This is a genomic window from Reichenbachiella sp. 5M10, assembly GCF_002742335.1.
Taxonomy (GTDB): Bacteria; Bacteroidota; Bacteroidia; order Cytophagales; family Cyclobacteriaceae; genus Reichenbachiella.
In genome coordinates, this window is the sequence record NZ_MDGR01000007.1 from 4,049,018 (window position 1) to 4,071,543 (window position 22,526).

Below are 22,526 nucleotides of genomic sequence, written 5' to 3' on the forward strand. Positions count from 1 at the left end.
TTGTTTCTCTACTAGAAAAACTTATATCTCTCGTCTTTGATATCAGCAAGTTCTCTGACCGCCTGATCAATGCTATAAGCCAGTCTCGCCTGTCTTTTGGTCGTGGCTTGGTTTCTATAGTTTTCGTAGTTCGATACTTCAGGAGCATCTATTTTGTTGATCAACTCCAACTGGATCACACCATTGTCGATGGCGAATGGTTCACTCACCTCACCTGGCTCCATAGAAAACGCCACTCCGATTGCTTTAGGAGCCAACCCGACGCTTGTCAATGAATTGCTACTCAACTTCAAGTTTGACATAGAATAGTACTTCGCATTGTTGCCATCATATTGGATGATTTTGTTGGCTAAAGCAGCTCCCTCGATACCATTGAGTTTTTGAGTGATGATCTCTGCTTTCTTCTCATCGATTACTTTCTTTCTTACTTCGTTCTTTACTGACGCCAAGTTTGCAGAACCTTCTTCTTGTTCTGACACCAAAGTAGCAATCACATATTGGTTTTCGATTTCGAATACATCTGACACATCTCCAATAGACGCCTTGTTGTACGCCCAATATACGATATTTCTTGCCTCGTTGAGACCTGGCAACCTCTGATCATTAGCGCCCAATTTGTTGGCAGATTTAGTTCTCAAGCCTGCTGCTGTAGCATTCGCCTCAAAATCACTGCTAGATTCAGTATCAAAGGCAAATTTCTCTGCATCTCTATAATAGCTGTTTCTTGTATCGTCACTCACATACAACTCCAAAGCCACTTTAGCTACTTTATATGGGCCTTCTTCGGATGCCGATGTCACTTTGTATAGCACATAGCTACCATTCTCCACCAATGGCCCTACTACCACACCAGTATCTGCTCCTTGCACAGGTGCTGGTAGTTGGTCAGCAGCGGTGTATGTTCTATATGCTCCTGGCATATCTGAATTGACAAGTGCATAGAGCGAATCACTTTCTGCCGTCTCAAACCCTTCTACCAATTTCATGATATCCTCTTTGACTACCGCACTATCTGTAGCAGATGGTACTACATCAATCACAACATACTGGATGGCTCTAGATGCCTCCGCCTTGAACTCATCTTCGTGCTTAGACAAATAAGCCTTCAGCTCTGCATCTGTAACAGACACTGCGGAGTCTTCGATCGAGTAGAACGGTACGTAGATGTAGTTGACTTCAGCATTGTTGTTTTCACTGGCATATACGAATTTAGCCTCTCCTTCTGTCGCATAGTTTGTCTTCAAGATGAGATTATTGTATTTCACACGCTGTCTGCTTGGTGCCAAGCTATTCTCAAAATTGTACCAAGAAGCTCTCTGCTGTGGCGTTTGTTCGCTCAATCTTTGCAAAAATGCAATCACATTTTCTTTCTCAAATGCTCCCGTCTCTGGGTTGGTAAACGCCTGTCGGATTTGAGGACTGATGTTGTCTCCTTGTACCATATCTACGATCTCCTCCTTTGAAACTCTGAGTCCCAACAATTTGAACTGAGTTTCGAAAGCATACTGACCAATCAGCGCATCCCAAGTCTGGTTGCGAATATAGTCCTGCTCAGCACCTGATGGACTTCTTCCTTGGTTCATTTGGAAATTGTATGTCATTTCCTCCTGCTTTGCCAAGAAGTCCTGATAAGAAATAGTCTGTCCTGCTATCTCACCTACGTCTGTAGACGCACCGAACAGCCTCGAGTTAGGTCCTAACAAATCTGCGCCAATGAAGGCCACAATAGAGAACCCAATGAGGCCGATCACTATCTTCCCTCCTTTATTCCTTAATGTATTAATTAATGCCATGAGTATTTTATGTTAAAAGAAGCGCAAAATAAGAAAGCCTCTCCTTAATATCAAAATTTTCTGTGCTTAGTTAAATCCTTGGATTTGAGGCTATTCTTCTTCCAATATACGAAGTTTGATTTTTTCGATCCGTGCTTCTTCCATCAGCATGATCTCAAAGCAAAAGCCTGGTATCTCAATCACATCACCCAACTCAGGCAAATTCTCATTGATAGTCAAAATTAAGCCTCCTAAGGTGTCGTATTCGCCTGTTGGCAAATTGAGCGCGTATGTATCATTGATGTAGTCCACCTCTTGTCGTGCGCTGAATATATACTCGCTTTCATCAATTTTGAGTTCGACCAAATCATCTTCGTCATGCTCATCGTGGATTTCTCCAAAAATTTCTTCGATAATATCTTCCAAACTCACGATCCCAGACGTCCCTCCATACTCGTCTACTACCAAAGCCAAGCTCTTATGCTCTCGAATGAGCTCAATCATTAGTTCGTTAGCCGCCATCGTCTCGGGCGCGATGATAATCTTGGTGAGAATACTGGGGATGTCTTCCGGCTTTTTGAAAAGCGCCAGCGAATGACAATACCCAATCACATCGTCTATTGATTCGTTGTAGACCAAAATCTTGGAGTGGCCCGTCTCTACAAACTGCTCACGCAGCTCCGTGATGCTATCGTTTACATCTACCGCTTTGATCTCCGTCCTAGGGATCATACACTCACGTACCTTGACACCTTTGAAGTCCAATGCATTGTTGAAATACTTGGCATCTACATCCTGCTCATTGCGATCTTCATGATCTTCCATGATATTTTTGATGTAGTTGTTGAGGTCCGTGAGCCCATAGACTGGCCGATCATCCGAATAATCCAACCCAAACACCTTGGTAATCAAAAATTTACTAGCCGCCATGATGACATAAACCACAGGGCTCAAAGCATAGTATATCAAAAAAATGGGCACCGACAATATGGACAAAAACCGGTACGGATTGGTCAAGAAAACACTTTTGGGAACATACTCTGCAGTAAAAAGCACCACAACTGTGGATATCAAGGTCTGAAGCAACAAAATCACAATGTCATTGTTGAAACTCGGGGGCAACCACGACTCTAGCCAGGGGTCTAGCAGCATGGCCATTAAAATACCATAGACTACTATAGTGAGGTTGTTTCCAATCAAGGTAGTCGCGATGAAATTGGACGGGTTATTTGATAGTTTGGACAGGATACGCGCAGACAATTTGCCCTGCTGCCCCTGCAACTCGATGTGTAGCTTGTCGCTTGTGATAAAAGCGATTTCAATCCCAGAAAATAGTGCTGAAAATAAGACAGAGGTTAGGATCGCTCCTATCAAGTATGAATCCATTGATTATCGAAAAGCTACTTTTTGTTCTTTCTAAATTGATATAAAAATAGGAGAGATATGCTTAACATAAAAATCCAATACGAATGGCTGAAGCCATAGAGCATCGTCTGATGCAAGCCGATCAAGAAAAACCCTACACACAAGGTAAAAATTATGATTTGAAACAATGATCCTCCCATATCTAAATTTCTCTCTGCTTAGTCCTCATAAGTCGTCGTATCCTCTTCAAATACTAGGTCCGCATCAAACCCTGTATCCACCTCTTCTTCGTCAGCGTTCGCTCCTGACGAGGGTTTTATAGTCATGACTCCTTTCGGTTTCAATATCGTGTATTCATCAAAATTTTGACTCGCTTCTAGTCCTTCTCCTTTCAAGATTTCACCATCTGATTTTATCGTCACAAACTTGTCTGTATGGACTCTCTCTTCATCTGGCACCCAGTTGAGCAACTCAGTATGCAGATCGTCACCTTTGGCCAGACTATACATCTGCACGTCTCCCTCTGCCTTGTAATAATCTTCTTCAGCAAAATAATAACCCGTATTGGCCCGCAGGGTAGAAGACAGTTTGCCATACCCGTCGTAAAATTCCAAATAAATCCCCTCAGGGAAATCACGATCATCATTTTCATAAACCAACTGCTTGGCAGCCACCAACCGGAGCTTGACCCGTGCCGAATCAGAAATCAAAACATCAATACTGTCCATTGATACTGATGGGCCATCATAAGTTTCTTGATCGAGGACAGACTTTTTGCTTTCGCACGAAATAAAACAAATCGCTAGTAATAGCGGAAGTACAAAGAATATGTGTTTCATATAATGAAAAAAAGCACTTACTCGCAAAAGTAAGTGCTTTCTTCTAAATGTCTTACAAGATAATTAGTTAGGATTCTTTTGGAGAATCACCGTCTCATTGATCCAACACCCTACAGTCATGGACTGGCCCTCTTCCAATCCCAATTCAAAGATTTCACCAATCGTTGGGAATTGCTCTTGAGCCTTAGCCATCATTGTCGTGTTTCCTGCTTTTTGGTACTGATTATATGCCGCGATGAACACCAATCTGTCGTCGACTCTACTTTCCCCTTTTCTACAGTCATTGTAGCTCTGGAAGTACAGGTTACCGATCAATGTATAAGCATCCGATGCAGATGGGTCATTGGCCAAAGCCTTTCTTGCATTGGTTCGGGCTGTAGATTTTTGTCCAGCATTGGCATACATCTGCGCCACATTCATATAGATCTCCGACTTTTTCAAATTGTCCTCTGACAGGTCGATAGCTGCATCATAATACTTGGCTGCTTTATCATACTCCTTCGCCGCGGCAAATTTGATACCCAACACTTTGGCCATGCCATATGATGGATCACTCTCATACACCAGTTCGCCCGCCTCCAAAAATGCCGGACTATCAGTACACTTTGCAGAGAGCATCAACTGAAAAACTTTTTTAGCCAACTTCGGGTCTTTGGTTTCGTTCATTTTCGGCACCAACTTGGTCTCGATAAACTCACAATTGACATCTACAGTAGCCGTCAACAGTTTGTCGACATTGTCTTGATACCTTTCGTATTTAGGGTTGCTTTTAGCCGCATCCTTCTCCGCGATGATGTCCGATATCAAGCCGTATTTATCGATCACATCCTCATCGGTAATATCCCCTCCACTGAGTTTGTATCGTCTTACGACATCCATATAGGCGACTAGATTGTTGTCAATCACATCTACACCATTGAGCTCAAACGTGCGGTCAAACAAATCCATCAACTCTTGATACTTGTCCTTGTTTCCTTTGTAAAATTTATACGCTCTGAATGCTTTTCTATTCAATACACCTGCTTCATCTCCAAAGTACTTGATACGGTCATCGTACATCTGCATGGCTTTCTCTTGATAGGCCAGTTTCTTCGCAGGATCTGCTTCTTTTTCTTCTAGGCCTTCGTAGATTTTTGCTCCGTTGATGTACAGTGACTCATTGAGATCAGGACAATTGTCTAGCAACCATTGGTGTGGCTCGACCGCTCGGGCGTACTGATCACTCTTCAGGGCATCTACATACAATGCGTTCTTCTCCTTTGCCTTATCTATATCTTCTGGCCATTTCCATCCTGGCTGAGCGATCGCAGCGACATTCATAAAAACGACAAAACCTATCAATAGTAGCTTTTTCATATTTCAATCAAATTTATGTTTTGATAGTTGAATTCTTTAAAAAGCGAAAAATTATGATGAACATTCCACTTTCTCAACTTATCCCTAACTAATTGTTAATTATATTTTCTTTTAATGAACCATCGGTCATTCAACGTTACGCCTACGATGAGTTTGAAGTAACTCTCCTTCACCAAGCCGTCCTCTTTCGTCCCTCGCTGCCCGTATTTGAACGACATATTCAATGCCGAGACAGCCTTCACTGGTAGTGACCAACCAAAAGTAATGCCATAATCGTCGATCTTGTGTCCTGCCGAAAGGTATGGCAGCTGCTCATAGCTCAACCCAAAACGATAGCGAACACGACTCAAATAACTATCTACATCGTTGTACTTAGGTGTCAGTTCGATCCCGAGTCCTGCTCTATATGTCTTCCGGTATTTGAGCGCGCTATTGTGCCCAAACTGCGCATCCTCTTTCCAATCAGTATGAGTCAGGTCCAGTGCAACGATCAGCCGGTTTCTATATTCGTAAGAGATCCCAATACCTAGCTCACTAGGTAAATCAAAGGTGCTGCTATATGTAAGGTTCTGTAGTGTATCCCCAGGGATGGTCACGTTACCAGCATAGCTCACTTGCCTGGCCAAACGGTCTCCTGCCAACTCATGCGACAAATCATATATCACCCCAAAATTGAGGTTTTTCTTTTCGTCAAGCTTGAGGCGATATGCCGCTCCAAACCCAAAAGTAAAACCTTTGTAATTCGTCTTTTCAGCTGCTCCAGTTGGGATTTGAGAGGAGATATCATCACCAGACAAAATGATTTTTTGATCGTCTTGCGTAAAACCAAATAAAAATGATGCTCGGACTCCTACCGACAAGTCTCCCACGACCTTGATCCCGTTGGACCAATACACCTCTGTGATCCCTCCTTCTCCGGTACGCTCCGCAATGTTCTCCACATCGGGGTTGCCAATCACTGGCCCTGAGGTGACGAAATTGTAATTGACCACACTATAAGGTCTTACCCCAATATTGGTTGTCATTCGGTCATACAAGACGGGAAAGGCAAAACTGAGATAATTGAATCCACCAGAGCCAGTCTTTTGCTTGTCTAAGCCACTGTTGGACGTACGGTATTCGCCCTGCAAACCAAGCTCGAATACACTCAGAACGTTGTAAGTCAACAGAGCTGGGTTCATACTATTGATATGGTAAAAATTAGGAGCAGCTATACCTACTCCACCCATACTCGCTTGATGCGCCATGCTTCTACTTTGCATATCGCCGAGACCAAATACAGAATAGGGGGAAAACGTAATTTGTGCTTGAGCCCAATAGCCACAACACATTGCAGCCACAAGAGCTATTCTACTTTTTATGTTCATTATACTCCAAAATCCTTTTCAAACCAACAAGCACCAATTCAGGGGCTGCAAAGATGGATTCTTTTAATTTAGATTCAAAACGATTCGTACCACCTCCACAGAGAATCACCTGTAAATCAGGCCAATTCTGCTTATACTGCGCTATCACCCCTTCCAATTCGGCCGTGATACCATTGATTACACCGCTTATTAATGCTTGTCGTGTCGATTTCCCAATCAACTTCACCTCATCAAAAGATTCTATCAAAGGCAAATTTCGCGTGTAGTCATTCATGGATTTGAATCTCAGCTCAATCCCAGGAGAAATACTTCCGCCATGATAGTTTTGCTTTCGATCCAAAAAATCATAGGTAATACATGTCCCTATATCAATGATCAATTGGTCCTTTTGGTTGCTTAGGCTCTCGGCTCCCACAACCGCTGCAAGTCGATCTAGTCCCAAAGTTGTAGGCGTTTCGTACAGATTCTGAATAGGAAGAGGGGTCTCGTGCGAGAGGTACAAGACTTCAAAACCCTCCCAAAACACTCTTTGCTCCTCCGTAGTAGCGGCTACACTACAAGAAATGATATGTATAGGAGCAAACTGCAGCAGTAGCTCTCTGGCTTCTGACAGCTCAGACACTGAGAGGATATTTAGCAATTGGTCTCCCTCAAAACATCCTATCTTTATCTTCGTATTCCCTATATCTACAGCTACAGTTCTCATCTTACTACTTCAAAAAAGAATCGTGAAGTTACCCAAGTATTAATTCCATGCCAACTCGATATTTGTTTACCCAAACATGCTTTCGCTTCTTTTCTTCATAGTTATATTTAATATGTCAAAAACAACCCTAAAACCGATAAAAGAATTAATAATGTAAATTATAGATAGACGGGTTCAGCTCATTTGTATTATAATTGCCTTACTATATTTAGTGTCCTCATGCGCAAATTTTTACTTCTATTTTTACTTTTAAACGCCTCACAACTCTGTGTGGCAAACACTTCAAATCCCGATGCAACCACAAGCACTTCTGAACATGTAGAAATGTCAGTAGTGAGCGATGCTACCGAAGAGGTTCACCACCACGCTCCTGCATGGACTGTAATTCCCTTTGTCATGCTCCTACTTATGATTGCCACAGGCCCCCTCTTTTACGAACACTTTTGGCACAAAAACTACCCCATTGTAGCCTGTGTACTAGCATCCATCGTTGTTCTCTATTACTTGTTTGCACTGCACAATCATCATGGGCCAGTACACGCCTTGGCCGAGTATGTCCAGTTCATTGCTCTACTCAGCGGCCTCTTCATCGCCTCGGGGGGCATCATGATCGAAGTAGACAAGGAAGCCAAACCCATGACCAATGTCATGATACTATTGATTGGAGCGGTCATTGCCAACATCATCGGGACCACAGGAGCATCAATGCTTTTGATACGCCCCTTCATCCGCCTCAACAAAAACAGAATCAAACCCTATCATATTATTTTCTTCATTTTTATGGTGAGTAATATTGGAGGTTCGTTGACTCCAATAGGTGACCCTCCGCTATTTTTGGGATTTCTCAAAGGGGTTCCTTTCTTTTGGACTTTACAGCACAACTTGATTCCCTGGGTTTTTGCATCCTTGATCCTTGGCGCTGTATTTTTCTTGATTGACAAAAGAAACAAAACAGATTTGAGCTTTGGAGAAGACACCGGTACTCCAACGAATAAAATAACCTTTACTGGTACGAAAAACTTTGCATGGCTAGCGGTCATCGTCGGGGCGGTATTTTTAGACCCCAACGTACTCGAGTGGGTTCCTGCCATCACATACGAAGGCCAAAAATTCTCCTTCGTAAGAGAGATCATCATGCTATCATGTGGGTTCTTGTCTTTCAAATTTGCCGACAAGCGTGCATTGGACGGCAATGAATTCAACTTTGAACCCATTCGAGAAGTCGCCTTTATTTTCATCGGCATATTCGGTACGATGATGCCAGCACTAGAACTGGTAGGCAACTTTGCTCAATCAGACACAGGTGCTGCAATGATCACGCCCAACACACTCTATTGGGGCACGGGATTGCTCTCAGGCTTTCTCGACAATGCTCCGACCTATATCAACTTCCTCACGGCAGCTATGGCCTCACAAGGTGCCTCCATTAGCAATTTATCTCAAGTTGTTGATTTTGCTGGAGGAGGTTCTGCCTTCGTCAACTCAGTTCTCTCGCTCAAAGCCATTTCGGTGGCAGCCGTATTCTTTGGCTCGATGACCTACATTGGCAATGGCCCCAACTTCATGGTCAAGTCTATCGCTGAACAAGTCGGTATCAAGATGCCTTCTTTCTTTGGGTACATTTTAAGGTTCTCCATCCCAATCTTGTTGCCTCTCTTCCTGTTGGTATGGTTGGTTTTCTTTTATTGGGGTTTATTATAAATGCAAAAAACCATAAAAAAAGGGGCGCAAAACGATTTGCTCCCCTTTTTTTATGTCTTGACAACTAGGGTTGTACTACAAAGCCAACATCTTGATCGCAGTGATCGCTGCTTCATCCCCCTTGTTGCCATGTCTTCCTCCTGCACGATCCATAGCCTGCTTTTGAGTCTCTGGAGTGAGTACGCCAAAGATGACAGGTTTATCATATTTTAACGACACGTTGGTTACCCCTTGTGCAACCGCGTCACAGATGAAATCAAAATGTCGAGTTTCCCCTTGGATCACGCATCCTAGACAGATCACTGCATCCACATCCTGACGTTGAGCTAATTTTTGGGCTCCAAGACTAAGCTCAAAGCTACCAGGAACATCTACCCTCACGATGTTCTCTGTCTTAGCTCCATGGGCCATCAAGGTCTGCACTGTGCCATTGTACAGAGAGCCTGTTACCTCTTCGTTCCACTCCGAGACGATGACTGCAAATACCTTTTCACTGATGTCTACTAAATTCTTGCTGCTGTAGTCACTGAGATTCTTTATTGCGCTTGCCATGATATGATCCTGTTTATATTTTTTGCAAATAAAAAAGGGATGGATAAATATCCATCCCTTTTATGAATAAAAGTCTTTGAATCTTAGATCCCTTGTAGTCTGGCTACATGCTTTACTGCATCTTGATAGACCGCAGATTTGTTATAATCTTTGACGATAGATTTGTAGTTATCCAAAGCATCCTTTGTACTACCCGCTTTTTCGTTGGCAATGGCAGCCTTCATAAGATACGTCGGACTGAACTGGTCATTAGCATTGTGAGCGGCTGCCTTTTCATACTGGCTCGCTGCTTCACCAAACTGCCCCTTTTCCATGTACGCGTCACCGATCAATGAATAGGTTCGTGACTGAATCAAATAGTCTGATGCGCTGAAGTCCTTCAAGTACTTCAAGGCATTGTCAAAATCACCTAGTTTCAAATATGTCGCTCCTGCATAGTAGCTTGCGATGTTGGCAGCTTCGGTCATCCCATAGTTGTCTATGATCTCCAAAAACCCATAGTTATTACCATCACCGTTGAGGGCTAAGCCCAAACTATCAGACTCAAAATAGTACACGGCTTGAAACATGTCCCGCTGTGCACTTTCATTTTGGTTGTCGACATAATATCTACCAAAAACAAAACCAGCAATGGCTACTGCCACTATCCCCAACACAATCGAAACGAGTGTTTTGTTCTTTTCGATGAAAAGCTCGGTTCTAGATATTTGCTGAGCAAGTGCTTCTGGATTTTCTAGCAAATCACTACCATGCTGCTCTGCGTCTTTTCTCTTTTTTGTCATTGTTATTCAAATTCAAGGCGGCAAATCTAATCATAAATTTGAATTGCCGCCGCTTTAGTCTTTTTAGCCCTATTAATCCTCCAAGAACGGGTATGCAGGATCTGCATATACGTCTGTGTAGGCCTGATCTGCAGTTGGGTATTCTGACTCTTCTGCAAATTTCACTGATTCCGTCACGATTTCTTTGATCTTGTTAGCAATCGCGTCCAAATCCTCTTGGGTAGCGATTTTCTGATCCAAAATCTCGTGCTTGATTTGCTCGATTGGATCTCTCTGCTTGTATTGCTCCACTTCTTCTTTGGTTCTATACTTTGCAGGATCAGACATCGAGTGTCCTTTGTATCTGTATGTTCTGAACTCCAACAGTGTCGGTCCTTCACCCGCTCTAGCTCTCTTGGCCGCTCTTGCTACTGCATGGTGTACATCGATCACCGACATACCGTCTACTGACTCTGATGGCATCTCGTATGAAGCACCCAACTGATCTAGTCCTGTGACGTTAGAAGTACGAGCTACAGAAGTACCCATGGCATAACCATTGTTTTCGATACAAAATACAACAGGCAACTTCATAGTCATCGCCATGTTGAGAGCTTCGTGAAAAGCCCCCTGTCTTACTGCACCGTCTCCCATATAGGTCATGCACAGCTTGCCTGTGTTGTTGTACTGCTCAGCAAATGCAATCCCTGCTCCTAACGGCACCTGACCACCAACGATCCCGTGTCCGCCAAAAAAGCCGTTCTCTTTGTCAAACATGTGCATTGAACCTCCCTTACCCTTAGAGATTCCTGTTGCCTTCCCGTATAGCTCTGCCATGATTGCCTTTGGGTCTGTACCCAAAGCCATAGGGTGGGCGTGATCTCTATATGCTGTGATGTATTTATCTCCCTTTTCCAAGGCAGATACTGCACCGGCGACACATGCCTCTTGGCCAATATAAAGGTGACAAAAACCCTTGATTTTTTGCTGACCATAGAGCTGGCCGGCTTTCTCTTCAAACTTTCTCATCAACAACATGGACTCATACCACTCCATGTAGGTTTCTTTCGGAAAATCACTTTTGGATTTTGCTCTGGTATTCTTTTTTTCTTTTACACTTGCCATTTCAAATAAGGTTTAAAGCGTAAGCACGCAATATTTTCAAGGTTAGACTAAAACACTTAGGTCAGCGAAGTGCGAAATTAGTTATTTTCACCACTTCAGCAAAGAATATATGTTTCTTCAATCACTCAAACTCAGCAATTTTAAAAACTATTCCTCTGAAGAAGCTCAATTTTGCGATCACATCAATTGCTTCGTTGGACTAAATGGTAGTGGTAAAACTAATGTATTGGACGCCATTTATTACATGTCCATGACCAAATCTGCATTCAACTCGATCGATAGCCAAAACATCCGCCGCGGCGAGTCCTTTTTTGTCATACAAGGTGAGTTTGTGCTGCATGAAAAACGTCGTACGATTCATTGTAGTCTCAAGAGCCAGGGGAAGAAGTTATTCAAGGTCGACGGGCAGGAATATGACAAACTGAGCCAACACGTCGGCAAGTTTCCTGTAGTGATGATCGCGCCTAACGACGATGAATTAATCCGTGAGAGCAACGAGGTCCGAAGAAAATTTTTTGACAGCATCATCTCTCAATATGACGGAGACTATCTCCGCCATCTGATTCGCTACAACCATCACCTCAAACAGCGAAATGCTTTACTGAAAAGCGTCAAAGAAACGCGCTCACTCAACGAAACGCTCTTGACCAACTACGACGAGGTATTGATCCAATCAGGAATGGTCATTGCCGAAAAGCGTCTTGCATTTCTCAATCAGTACCAACCTCTCTTCCAAAGCAACTACGATACCATCTCCGAACAACGCGAGGTAGTACACATCACTTACAAATCCAAAGCACTCGACGAGCATTTTCCTGAGTTATTTCGCGAAAGCAGGCCCCGTGACATAACCATGCAGCGCACCTTGGTAGGCGTACACCGAGACGAGTTTCTCTTCACGATCGATGAGCACGCGCTCCGAAAATTTGGCTCACAGGGCCAGCAAAAATCCGTCTTGATTTCTCTGAAGCTCGCTCAATTCGAATTCATACAGTCTCACCTGCAATTGACCCCCATCCTGCTACTCGACGATATATTTGACAAACTGGACGATGGTCGTATTCGCAAAATGCTGGACATCATCGCTTCTGGAAAATTCAAACAGATCTTCCTCACCGACGCACGCGAAGAAAGAACCATGAGCCTACTCAACCATGACTTCAACCCTTTGCGGGTCTTCAAAGTTGCCCAAGGCCAAATCATACCTCTCCAATAAAAGTAAATGCCCGACCCATCGATCGAGCATTTGGTACCACTCTATAGTTGTTGATACTATAGGTAGGTCGGTTTGTCTTGCATTTTTGGGCAATACTAAAGATTAACCGATCGTCATATCTGTCAACTTGGTGAGCCAAACAGAATGGTCCTTCTCAGTATCAGTTGTCTCTTTGTATTTGAGCAGTCCCATACACAGGCTATATATAGCCGTCATCAGTACCAATCTCCATATACTAGCATTTCTCTTTTTGCTGTTCTTCATCGCTCTCTTTTCTATGTCTCCTCTATCTCATGCTGCAAAAACTCTGCTTCTGCAAAATTGAGGAATTACCAATCTCCAGACAATACCTAAAAAGACGTATTCCTAGATTTTTCTGATACCTTGCCCATTGATAATGAAAGCAAGCATGGAAAAGAACTCTGCGAAGGTGCTCAACCTATGGAAAGAGTACTATACCGATCATCTCGAACACTACCGACCCTACAACCCCATTTCTCAACTGACCTACATGGCAGCATTGTTCAACCCTGGGCTATGCTACTGCTACATACTCAATCTTCACCAATTAGAGATCGAAATGATCGAGGGCAACGTAGAAGAAATCACTGGCATCAAAGCCAGCGAGTTGACTATAGATCGACTGATTAGTATTCTCTCTCCCCATGAAACAGACCTATTGGTTCAAAAAGAGGCTTTGGTCATGGACTTCTACTCCAGACAAACACCTAAAATGGCACTCAACTACAAATTGATGTACTTTTTTCGTTTCGTTGATTGGAATGGGAGGGAACGTACTATGATGCATCAATCTATCCCGCTGACGCTTTCCAAAAATGGCATCATCGAGCATGCACTCAGTATCCATACTGACGTGTCTCATTTCAATGTGCTCAAAAATGATCTAGTCTCATTCATCGGTCTCAACGGGAGTCCCTCATACTTCAACTGTGACCCTCAGACTGGGGGTTTTGACCTTAATCAAACTCCCCAACACGAGGGGAAGCTCACAAGTCTTTTGAGCAAACGAGAGATAGAAATTATTCGTCTCCTGGCAAAGGGCCTCAAGGGAAATGAGATAGCCAAAGTGCTCAATCTAGCCGTCAGTACAGTGCGTACACACCGCAAAAACATGCTAAACAAAAGCTCCTCGAAAAACACCGCCGAACTCGTCGCACGCTGTCTGATAGAAGGTGTGCTGACCTAGCGAGGCACTAACTCAAGCTCTATCGGGGCCTCTGGACGCAGCGTCAATAGCGGATTGAAAGCTCGTGCCTTTTCTCCAAGTGGTTTGAGCTCAAACGCTCTCACAAACTGCACAAGTAAAATTGTAATTTCTAAAAGTGCGAAATTATTGCCAATACAAAAACGTGGGCCTGCGCCAAAAGGCAAGTATTGAAACTTGTGCTTGAAATTTCTTTCGGCAAATCTCTCTGGTCTAAACTGCTCGGGATCATCCCAATACTGACTGTTGTGATGGAGTTGATAAATATTGATCATGAGCTGCTTGCCTCTAGGTATCTCTACTCCTCCCACGACATCATCCTCAACAGCTCGACGCACGATATTCCATATCGGCGGATAGTATCTCATGGCCTCCATGATCACCTGCTGAGTATATTTCAAATTACTGAAATTCATCGTGTCCAGATCAGCTAAACTCGCTAGCCCTCCGACTTCAGCGTACAGCTTTGCCTGCACATCTGGAAAATGCGCCAACAAATGCAAGGTCCATGTCATCGACAAAGCGGAAGTCTCATGTCCTGCAAACAGAAAGGTCATCATCTCATCCCTAATGCGCACAAAACCTCCCTCACCATCATGCTGCTCCAAAAGCACCGCCAAGAGATCATTGACCTCTTGGTCACCTACAGCTCGACGTGCATCTACACATTGCTGAATCAGTTCGTTGCTTTTCTGCACCATATAGTGATAGCGACGATGTGTCTTGGTAGGTACCCACACAGGCCACTTGAATGGAGACCGTATCCTATCTACGATAAATTCCTGCGCAAACTCAATATTCTCGCTCATCGTATCACGCAGCTCAGCGTGCTGATACCGTATCAGCGAATTGAGCAACACGGTCAAGGTGAGTCCACTCATCTCCGTATCCACACGAAATGTACCGCCACTAGCTATAGCCTCCAGATAGCCTTCTGCCGTATCCCACACAGAAGGCAGCAATTTCTTCAGTTCTGGCTTGTGAAAAGAGGGTTGCAGCAACTTTCGTTGTTTATGCCAAAACTCCCCCTCTGCAGTCAGCAAGCCTTGGCCGAGCACCCGAGCTACCTCCTTGTATCCTCGGCTCTTCACATAATTTTGATGATTAGTAGCCAAAACATAGTGTGCGTGCTCAGGATCCGAAATCAAGACAAAATCCCCCATAGGAAGATTGAGATCAACAGGGGATCCCCAATTTGCCGCCTCCTTCATATAGAGTATAGGAGAAGCTTGAAATGGCTTCAAATTTTTGAATGGAGAACGGTCAGGAAAAGCTTTGGTCAATTTCATAGAAAACGAAATTATACCAATTTTATAGAAATCTGCCTTTAAACCTCATACAGATTGTTTTCTGAACTTACGACGTGTTATTTCCTGCCAAATTAGTGTTCATTTATTACGATTAGTTGCTAATTACTCCGTATTTGTATTTATTTGTACGTAGTATTACGTAATTATACTTGTGAGATATGAAAAATGAAGCGTGCAAAACCTGTCAAAACCTAGAGTGTATCATCAAACGAAACAGCTATGGAGAAGGGATAGAAGATTATCTGGCTCAAAAACACACCATTCAGTGCAAAAAAGGTCAGCAATTCATTCTAGAAGGAGCACCAGTTCATGGGTTGTATTTCGTTTACAATGGCAAGGTAAAAGTCGCCAAAACTGGATTTCAGGGACGTGAACAAATAGTTCGCTTCGCAAAAGACGGTGAAATCATAGGACACAGAGGCTTTGGGATCGGGCAATCTTATCAGATCAATGCTGTCGCTCTTGAAGATACAGTGCTGTGCAACTTCACCAATGATGTGCTCCAAGACATGCTGCACAAGCTTCCTAACCTCACGTATGACTTCATGATGTTCTACGCAGACGAGCTCAACCGCAGCGAAACCAAGGTGCGAAAGTTTGCGCAAATGACTGTCCGTGAAAAAGTTATCGATGCATTCTTATACATCTACCGAAAATTTGGACAAAGCAACGACTACCTCAATATCCAATTGTCTCGAAAAGAAATAGCTGATTTTGCTGGTACAACAGACGAACAAGTCATCCGAGTCATCTCCAGTCTAAAAAAAGAAAATCTACTGAGAGCCAGTGGAAAACGACTTGGAATCATTGACTTAGACATGCTCCGAAAAGAGATATCTGAACACAACTTCTTTATAGACAGCTGAAATTAAACCTGTGCTAAGACAGTTTATATTATGTTTTATGGCATATTTTTTGAATTCAATTCGCATTTTATTTGCACGTATAAATACGTATAAATAAAATGACCGATTTTCAACCGGCACAGGCCAACAAGACACTTTTCCTCAACACACTCGCTTTCACTTTCTGCTTTGCAGCATGGATGCTCAACGGCATCTTGGTCACTTTTCTTGTAGACAACCAACTTTTTGACTGGACAGCTGTAGAGATTGGCTGGCTCATCGGCATCCCCGTCTTGACAGGCGCCATATTTAGACTGCCTGCCGGGATACTTACCGACAAATTTGGAGGAAAACCCGTCTTCACCAGCCTACTTATCATTTGTGCCATCCCTCTCTATCTACTCTCTTTGGCCGACAGTTTTTGGTCCTACGCACTCTGTAGTCTTGGTTTCGGATTAGCTGGGACCAGCTTTGCCATAGGGATCGCCTATAGTTCGGTTTGGTTTCCCCGCGACAAACAAGGCACTGCACTGGGTATATTTGGTGCAGGCAATGCAGGCGCCGCAGTCACAACGATGGTCGGTCCCAACATCCTAGACTACCTCACCGACGACAAGACCAACTTAGAAAACTGGAGACTCATGCCTCAGCTCTACGCTGCAGGACTGGTGATCATAGCGATCATCTTCTTTCTCACAACAAAAAACAAAAAGCCAAGCGCCGGCTCCAAGTCCATCTCGACATTACTTAGCCCACTCAAAAGCATTCGCGTATGGCGGTTTGGACTTTATTACTTTTTGGTATTCGGTTGTTTTGTCTCCTTTGCTGGATGGCTAGTCCCCTACTATACCAATGTCTACGGGTTCGACTTGGCCACAGCCGGAATACTAGCATCCTGCTTTAGCCTCCCCTCTGGAGTTATTCGTGCCTTTGGTGGCTGGTTGTCGGACAAATTTGGAGCACGTACGATCATGTACCGTGTACTCGGTGGCACATTGATCCTATCGATAGCACTGATTCTTCCCAAAATGGACATCTACTCTACAGGCAAAGGAGTCCCCGCCAAAGCATCCGGTACGGTGACCGCCGTCTCCCCCACATCGGTCTCCCTAGATGGAACTAGCTATGAGCTCACGCAAAAAACAGATAGGCTAAACAACGTAGAAAATGAATTTCACTTCTGGCCGATCAAAGAAGTATGGCAAGAGCCAATCGTCACGGTAGGTGATCAAATCAAGAAAAAGGAATTGTTAGCCGAAGGAAAGACACACATCTACTTTCAAGCCAACGTATGGGTCTTTGCTACTTTGGCTATACTACTTGGCTCGATCTGGGGGATCGGCAAAGCAGCAGTGTACAAGCACATTCCGGACTATTTTCCCCAAGAAGTGGGAGTCGTCGGAGGCATGGTCGGAGTACTGGGAGGACTTGGAGGATTCATCTGTCCTATTCTCTTCGGCTACCTGCTCGAAGGCACTGGGCTCTGGTCTAGCTGTTGGATCGTCATGCTAGCCCTCTCGGCCATTTGCCTCACATGGATGCACCGTGTGATTCAAAAGATGACTGATCAAGCCGCTCCCCAAATCGCAAGTGACTTTGACCGTACCAAAAATTAAAATTTACTTATTCAAATTCTAAGGCCATTCGTAGAAGATGGATGGCCTTTTTTATTGCCCCGCGAATTTTTCATACTCCCTTAGCAAGTCATTGATCAGATCGATCATGTGCAGTACCCGACCATTCATCTCCTCAGGAGCCATACCACTCATATCGGACTGCAGCTCATCCCACAACTCCCGGATACTATGGATCACTTGCTCGCATCTCACAGAATTGATCGATGCTCTTTGGATCTGAACCATGCTGTCCGAAAATGCGCTCACTGCGACCGCCACCTGCGTAGTATCATTCATCAAACTAGCATTCACCATTTTCATCAACAACATGCGCTGTCTCCCTGTCTGATTGATAAGCCTAGACACCTCACCAATATCTCCTACCAAGCGGTCCAACTCCTCTAGCTTATCCATAGATCTGGCACTCATATTCTGTATTTCCCGAGAGAGTACCATGAAGGGAGCTGCCTCCCGGCCAGTCAACTTCCCAGCATGAATCGCAGCGTTGATAGCCACCATGTTGGTCTGCCTCGAGAAGTCACTCATACTGCTGATCACCGTGTTCAATTTGTCTCGAATTGTCATATTTATAGCTACGTAGTAATACTTATTTATGGGCAATTCTAGCAAAAATTAATTTTTCAGCCTAAAAAAATGCACTTCTACGTAGTATTTCACAAAAATGCTAAAAAACGATTTTTAGACCGATTTTCGCACATAAACTGACTTTACTCCATTTTTTATATGTTCTAAAAATTTGTTTTATACTGCAATTTTGCATTTCCCGTGAAATTGCCGCCACGTATGTTTGTCAAATAACTACTGACACAGATACGTATCTATACGTAGTTTTTGCAAAACATAAATTCTAACAAAAAACTTAATAACATGAAAAATCTCTACTTGATTATCGCAGTTCTACTACTGGGCTGCTACTCCTCACAAGCCCAGCTATCGCTCAGCGGCGAGGTAAACGCCAGAGGTGAATACCGAAACGGATTCAAACGCCCCATACTTTCTACACAAGACCCAGCCTTCTTTATCGAGCAAAGAACTCGACTCTACGCAGGCTACAAAATGAAAGATCTCGAAATCCAAATCGACCTCCAAGACATCCGTATGTGGGGAGAGGATGGAATCGTTGACAAACAATACGGAGCCTCCTTTGGTGTGTCTCAAGCCTACGCGAGATACTACATGAGCGAAAAATTATCCTTGAAGGTAGGTCGCCAGATCATCGCATATGACAATGAGCGAATGTTCGGAGGACTCGAATGGGCAATGCAAGGACTCCGACACGATGCCTTGCTCTTCATGTACGAAGATACTTTGGGCCTGAAAATTCACGCTGGCCTTGCGTTCAACCAAAACCCTGCGACAGCTGGTGAACCGGTGAGACTCACAGGTACCTACTACCCTCCATTCACCGCCAATGGCCCATACCATGCTACAGGAAACTACAAGCACATGGAATACGCCTACATGAACAAAAAATTTGATGCAGCAAGTCTTTCCCTCTACTTCATCAACGACGCACGCCAATACGGCCTGGAAGATTCTGTCGCCAACCGACAGACCTATGGAATCATGGGGATGAAACAACTCAGCAAACTAAAACTTAACGGAGAATTCTTCTACCAAGGTGGCAAATACGCTACTGCAGACTTGAGTGCCTACATGTTCTCCTTGTCCGCTACACTAAAAACACCTATAACCCCCATCATCGTAGGCTATGACCACTTGTCTGGACAAGACCCCGACAGTGACAAGGTCACCAATTTTGCCCCGCTGTTTGGCACTAACCATGCCTTTTACGGATTCATGGACTACTTCTATGTTGGTAATGGTTCAAAAGGCGGTCTACAAGACATCTACCTCAAGACCAAATTCAAAATCGGCAAAGGAGCACTACTTGGACACCTCCACTATTTCCTAACCTCTGCAGAAGTTCTCGAAAATGGCTCACCGATAGACAAAGGACTCGGCACAGAAATAGATCTTGTCTATGTACGCAAACTGGGCGAGTCCGGGACATTCAAAATCGGCTATTCGCAAATGTTTGCCACAGACTCTATGAATGACATCAAGAGTATCACTAGCGAAACAGCTTCAATCAACAACTGGGCCTGGGCTCAACTCATTTTCAAACCAAAATTTTTGTAACACAACTTTAATTAATTGAAATTCAGATGAAACACGTATTCAATCACATTCTATTTCGCCTCAGTGCCTTTGTTGTGCTGATGATCATACTCAGCCAATGTGGGAGTAAAAAAACCGAAGATTCGACAGTAGTTGTCTCTGATGCCATCTCACAGACCATTCCTCTTGATGTAGAAAAGCCTCAATTGACCTTCGGGTTTATCAAATTGACGGATATGGCACCTTTGGCCATTGCCAAAGAATTGGGCTACTTTGAGGACGAAGGGCTTTTCGTAACCATCGAAGCTCAGTCCAACTGGAAAAACATTCTCGACCGTGTCATCGACGGACAACTCGATGGTTCGCACATGCTCGCTGGACAACCGATCGCTGCAGGAGCAGGGTTTGGTCGACAGGCTCAACTCGTGACACCCTTTTCGATGGATCTCAACGGCAATGGAATCACCGTCTCCAACGATGTGTGGTCCAAAATGAAAGCCAATGTCCCCGTCGACGAATCTGGCAAGCCCATACACCCAATCAAGGCAGATGCTTTGGCACCGGTCATCGACCAATACAAAAAGGATGGCAAAGCATTCAAAATGGGGATGGTATTTCCTGTATCTACTCACAATTACGAAATCCGCTATTGGCTAGCTGCCGCGGGGATCAGCCCAGGGTTTTATACGGCAGACAACATACAAGGTCAAGTAGACGCAGACGTGCTACTATCGGTGACTCCTCCTCCGCAAATGCCCGCTACACTGGAAGCTGGCACTATCTACGGATATTGCGTCGGTGAACCATGGAACCAACAGGCGGTATTCAAAGGAATCGGTGTACCCGTCACTACCAACTACGATATTTGGAAAAACAACCCAGAAAAAGTCTTTGTAATGACCAAAGAATTTACCGAAAAATACCCCAACACAGCCATAGCTGTAACCAAAGCACTCATCAGAGCGGGCAAGTGGCTCGACACACCTGGCAACAGACCCGAAGCAGTCGGCATCTTGTCCATGCCCGAATACGTCGGGGCAGATTCTGTGGTCATCGCCAACTCCATGACTGGAACCTTCGAGTTCGAAAAGGGAGACAAAAGATCCATGCCTGATTTCAATGTGTTTTTCAGACACCACGCTACCTACCCCTTCTATTCGGATGGCACTTGGTTCTTGACACAGATGAGAAGATGGGGCCAAATTCCCGAGTCTAAACCTGCCGAATGGTATAGCCAAACTATTCAAGATATCTATAGACCCGATATCTGGGAAAAAGCAGCCTCCCTACTTGTCGAAGAGGGCTACTTAGCCCAAGATGAAATCCCACAGACAGATGGGTACAAACCGGCTACCAAGGACTTCATCGACGGTACAAGCTATGATGGCAAAGATCCGATTGGCTACATCAATAGCTTCGAAATAGGCAACAAAGACTAACATACAACATGAGGGAGGCTAAACCCTCCCTCTTTATCCACGCTACACACATACTTAAATCACAATACCATGAAAGATAAGCTCATAAAAACATTCCGATTTTGTGGCCTTGGTTTCCTCGAACCACTCGTGAGACTCGCCTATGGTGAAGAACCTCAAAAAAACCTAACCAACTTTGTCAAAAAAGCACTTTTCCCAATTTTCTCCATCCTCATCTTCATCGCCATTTGGCATTCTGGAGCCAGCTACCTCTACCACAAAGAAGAAACACGAAAAATAGAAAAGGCACGAGAAGATCAAGGAGAAGAAGCTGCACAAGCCATGAAAGCATGCATCGACTCTGGGGATGTCAGCTGCCAACCCAACACCCTACCTTCTCCTGCACAAGTATGGGGAGCCTACCTCTCTCTACTCAAGGACCATCGCGCTATTGCGCAGAAAAAAGATGATTTTGCCAAAAAAACCGAAAAAATCAACGCCAAAAGAGCCGAACAAGGTAAAGGAGCCATTGCTTATACTGGCAGGCCTTCCTTCGTAGACCAAATCAAAACCAGTATCAAAACCGTGTTTGCGGGTTTCCTCTTGGCGGCATTCATTGCCATCCCGATAGGCATCATCATAGGACTCAGTGCCACACTACGCACCTCCCTCAACTGGCTCATTCAGATTTTCAAACCCGTATCACCTGTGGTATGGCTGCTTCTGGTATTTATGATCATCAAAACACTGGTCACCGATCCTGATTTGGACAAATCGTTTATGATTTCATTCATCAGCGTCGGGCTATGCGCCATGTGGGCTACTCTTGTCAACACCAGCATGGGGGTCTCCACCGTGGACAAGGACTTTATGAATGTCTCCAAAGTACTCAGGCTCTCTGTCGGCAAAAACATCTTTAAAGTCATCCTCCCTGCCTCCTTCCCTCTCATTTTTACGGGCCTGAGAATAACCCTATCAGTGGCTTGGATGGTATTGATTGCTATCGAACTATTGGCCCAAAGCCCAGGGTTGGGCTCTTTTGTCTGGGAAGAATTTCAAAATGGAGCCAATGATTCCAATGCCAAAATCATCGTAGCGATGTTCGTCATCGGCATCATCGGGTTTGCACTTGACCGTATCATGCTCACCATTCAGAAGTTCATGTCTTTCGACAAAGCAGAAGTGGCCTAATCGAATACCTTATCCTATT

General features: G+C 44.2%; 20 protein-coding genes. 8 read left to right on the forward strand and 12 right to left on the reverse strand.

Going from position 1 to position 22,526, the window contains the following annotated elements; all coding sequences use genetic code 11:
* Positions 1-11: 11 nt before the first annotated feature.
* The 6 genes from BFP72_RS16445 to BFP72_RS16470 all read right to left on the reverse strand — a co-directional run bounded on the left by BFP72_RS16445 (position 12) and on the right by BFP72_RS16470 (position 7,405).
* Positions 12-1,793: a SurA N-terminal domain-containing protein gene (locus tag BFP72_RS16445; RefSeq protein ID WP_099600174.1), complete on the reverse strand. Its 1,782-nt coding sequence runs from the start codon at positions 1,791-1,793 to the stop codon at positions 12-14.
* A 90-nt stretch (positions 1,794-1,883) separates the two neighbouring features.
* Positions 1,884-3,158 carry a hemolysin family protein gene (locus BFP72_RS16450; RefSeq protein WP_099600175.1) on the reverse strand — a complete coding sequence of 425 codons (1,275 nt, stop codon included), beginning with the start codon at positions 3,156-3,158 and terminating at the stop codon, positions 1,884-1,886.
* 197 nt (positions 3,159-3,355) lie between these two features.
* Entirely contained in the window at positions 3,356-3,976 is a 621-nt protein-coding gene (gene lptC, locus BFP72_RS16455) for an LPS export ABC transporter periplasmic protein LptC (protein WP_099600176.1), read from the reverse strand.
* A 63-nt stretch (positions 3,977-4,039) separates the two neighbouring features.
* Entirely contained in the window at positions 4,040-5,332 is a 1,293-nt protein-coding gene (locus BFP72_RS16460; protein WP_099600177.1) for a hypothetical protein, read from the reverse strand.
* A gap of 95 nt (positions 5,333-5,427) precedes the next feature.
* Positions 5,428-6,594 carry a hypothetical protein gene (locus BFP72_RS16465; RefSeq protein WP_143520110.1) on the reverse strand — a complete coding sequence of 389 codons (1,167 nt, stop codon included), beginning with the start codon at positions 6,592-6,594 and terminating at the stop codon, positions 5,428-5,430.
* 88 nt (positions 6,595-6,682) lie between these two features.
* Positions 6,683-7,405, reverse strand: a complete 723-nt coding sequence (locus tag BFP72_RS16470; RefSeq protein ID WP_099600179.1) for a type III pantothenate kinase — start codon at positions 7,403-7,405, stop codon at positions 6,683-6,685.
* Between the two features lie 219 nt (positions 7,406-7,624).
* Here BFP72_RS16470 and BFP72_RS16475 point away from each other — a divergent pair, with 219 nt between their 5' ends.
* Positions 7,625-9,106 (forward strand): sodium:proton antiporter, encoded by a 1,482-nt coding sequence (locus BFP72_RS16475; protein ID WP_099600180.1) that lies wholly within the window; start codon positions 7,625-7,627, stop codon positions 9,104-9,106.
* A gap of 75 nt (positions 9,107-9,181) precedes the next feature.
* Here BFP72_RS16475 and ribH read toward each other — a convergent pair whose 3' ends face one another.
* The 3 genes from ribH to pdhA all read right to left on the reverse strand — a co-directional run bounded on the left by ribH (position 9,182) and on the right by pdhA (position 11,544).
* Positions 9,182-9,658, reverse strand: coding sequence for a 6,7-dimethyl-8-ribityllumazine synthase (gene ribH / locus BFP72_RS16480; protein ID WP_099600181.1), 477 nt, complete (start codon positions 9,656-9,658; stop codon positions 9,182-9,184).
* Between the two features lie 83 nt (positions 9,659-9,741).
* Entirely contained in the window at positions 9,742-10,440 is a 699-nt protein-coding gene (locus BFP72_RS16485; protein ID WP_099600182.1) for a tol-pal system YbgF family protein, read from the reverse strand.
* A 72-nt stretch (positions 10,441-10,512) separates the two neighbouring features.
* On the reverse strand, positions 10,513-11,544 hold the full coding sequence (gene pdhA / locus BFP72_RS16490; RefSeq protein ID WP_099600183.1) for a pyruvate dehydrogenase (acetyl-transferring) E1 component subunit alpha: 1,032 nt from the start codon (positions 11,542-11,544) through the stop codon (positions 10,513-10,515).
* 109 nt (positions 11,545-11,653) lie between these two features.
* Between pdhA and BFP72_RS16495 the strand changes: the two genes are divergently transcribed.
* Positions 11,654-12,760 carry a DNA replication/repair protein RecF gene (locus BFP72_RS16495; RefSeq protein ID WP_099600184.1) on the forward strand — a complete coding sequence of 369 codons (1,107 nt, stop codon included), beginning with the start codon at positions 11,654-11,656 and terminating at the stop codon, positions 12,758-12,760.
* A gap of 102 nt (positions 12,761-12,862) precedes the next feature.
* Here BFP72_RS16495 and BFP72_RS19245 read toward each other — a convergent pair whose 3' ends face one another.
* Entirely contained in the window at positions 12,863-13,024 is a 162-nt protein-coding gene (locus BFP72_RS19245; protein ID WP_158233444.1) for a hypothetical protein, read from the reverse strand.
* A gap of 145 nt (positions 13,025-13,169) precedes the next feature.
* On the opposite strand from BFP72_RS19245, the gene BFP72_RS16500 reads away from it, so the two are divergent.
* Positions 13,170-13,967 carry a response regulator transcription factor gene (locus BFP72_RS16500; RefSeq protein WP_158233445.1) on the forward strand — a complete coding sequence of 266 codons (798 nt, stop codon included), beginning with the start codon at positions 13,170-13,172 and terminating at the stop codon, positions 13,965-13,967.
* Here BFP72_RS16500 and BFP72_RS16505 read toward each other — a convergent pair.
* Positions 13,964-15,274: a cytochrome P450 gene (locus BFP72_RS16505; protein WP_099600186.1), complete on the reverse strand. Its 1,311-nt coding sequence runs from the start codon at positions 15,272-15,274 to the stop codon at positions 13,964-13,966. The genes BFP72_RS16500 and BFP72_RS16505 overlap by 4 nt on opposite strands.
* Before the next feature lie 179 nt (positions 15,275-15,453).
* On the opposite strand from BFP72_RS16505, the gene BFP72_RS16510 reads away from it, so the two are divergent.
* On the forward strand, positions 15,454-16,161 hold the full coding sequence (locus tag BFP72_RS16510; RefSeq protein WP_099600187.1) for a Crp/Fnr family transcriptional regulator: 708 nt from the start codon (positions 15,454-15,456) through the stop codon (positions 16,159-16,161).
* Positions 16,162-16,259: 98 nt separating this feature from the next.
* On the forward strand, positions 16,260-17,756 hold the full coding sequence (locus tag BFP72_RS16515; RefSeq protein WP_099600188.1) for a nitrate/nitrite transporter: 1,497 nt from the start codon (positions 16,260-16,262) through the stop codon (positions 17,754-17,756).
* A gap of 51 nt (positions 17,757-17,807) precedes the next feature.
* Here the strand turns inward: BFP72_RS16515 and BFP72_RS16520 are convergent, their stop codons facing one another.
* Positions 17,808-18,341, reverse strand: a complete 534-nt coding sequence (locus tag BFP72_RS16520) for a methyl-accepting chemotaxis protein (protein ID WP_099600189.1) — start codon at positions 18,339-18,341, stop codon at positions 17,808-17,810.
* A 303-nt stretch (positions 18,342-18,644) separates the two neighbouring features.
* Between BFP72_RS16520 and BFP72_RS16525 the strand changes: the two genes are divergently transcribed.
* The 3 genes from BFP72_RS16525 (at position 18,645) to BFP72_RS16535 (ending at position 22,507) form a co-directional block, all read left to right on the forward strand.
* The gene (locus BFP72_RS16525) at positions 18,645-19,919 is read left to right on the forward strand and encodes an alginate export family protein (RefSeq protein ID WP_099600190.1); all 1,275 of its coding nucleotides are present in this window, start codon (positions 18,645-18,647) and stop codon (positions 19,917-19,919) included.
* 26 nt (positions 19,920-19,945) lie between these two features.
* Positions 19,946-21,337: a CmpA/NrtA family ABC transporter substrate-binding protein gene (locus BFP72_RS16530; protein ID WP_099600191.1), complete on the forward strand. Its 1,392-nt coding sequence runs from the start codon at positions 19,946-19,948 to the stop codon at positions 21,335-21,337.
* A gap of 69 nt (positions 21,338-21,406) precedes the next feature.
* Positions 21,407-22,507 carry an ABC transporter permease gene (locus tag BFP72_RS16535; protein WP_099600192.1) on the forward strand — a complete coding sequence of 367 codons (1,101 nt, stop codon included), beginning with the start codon at positions 21,407-21,409 and terminating at the stop codon, positions 22,505-22,507.
* The last annotated feature ends 19 nt before the right edge of the window (positions 22,508-22,526 follow it).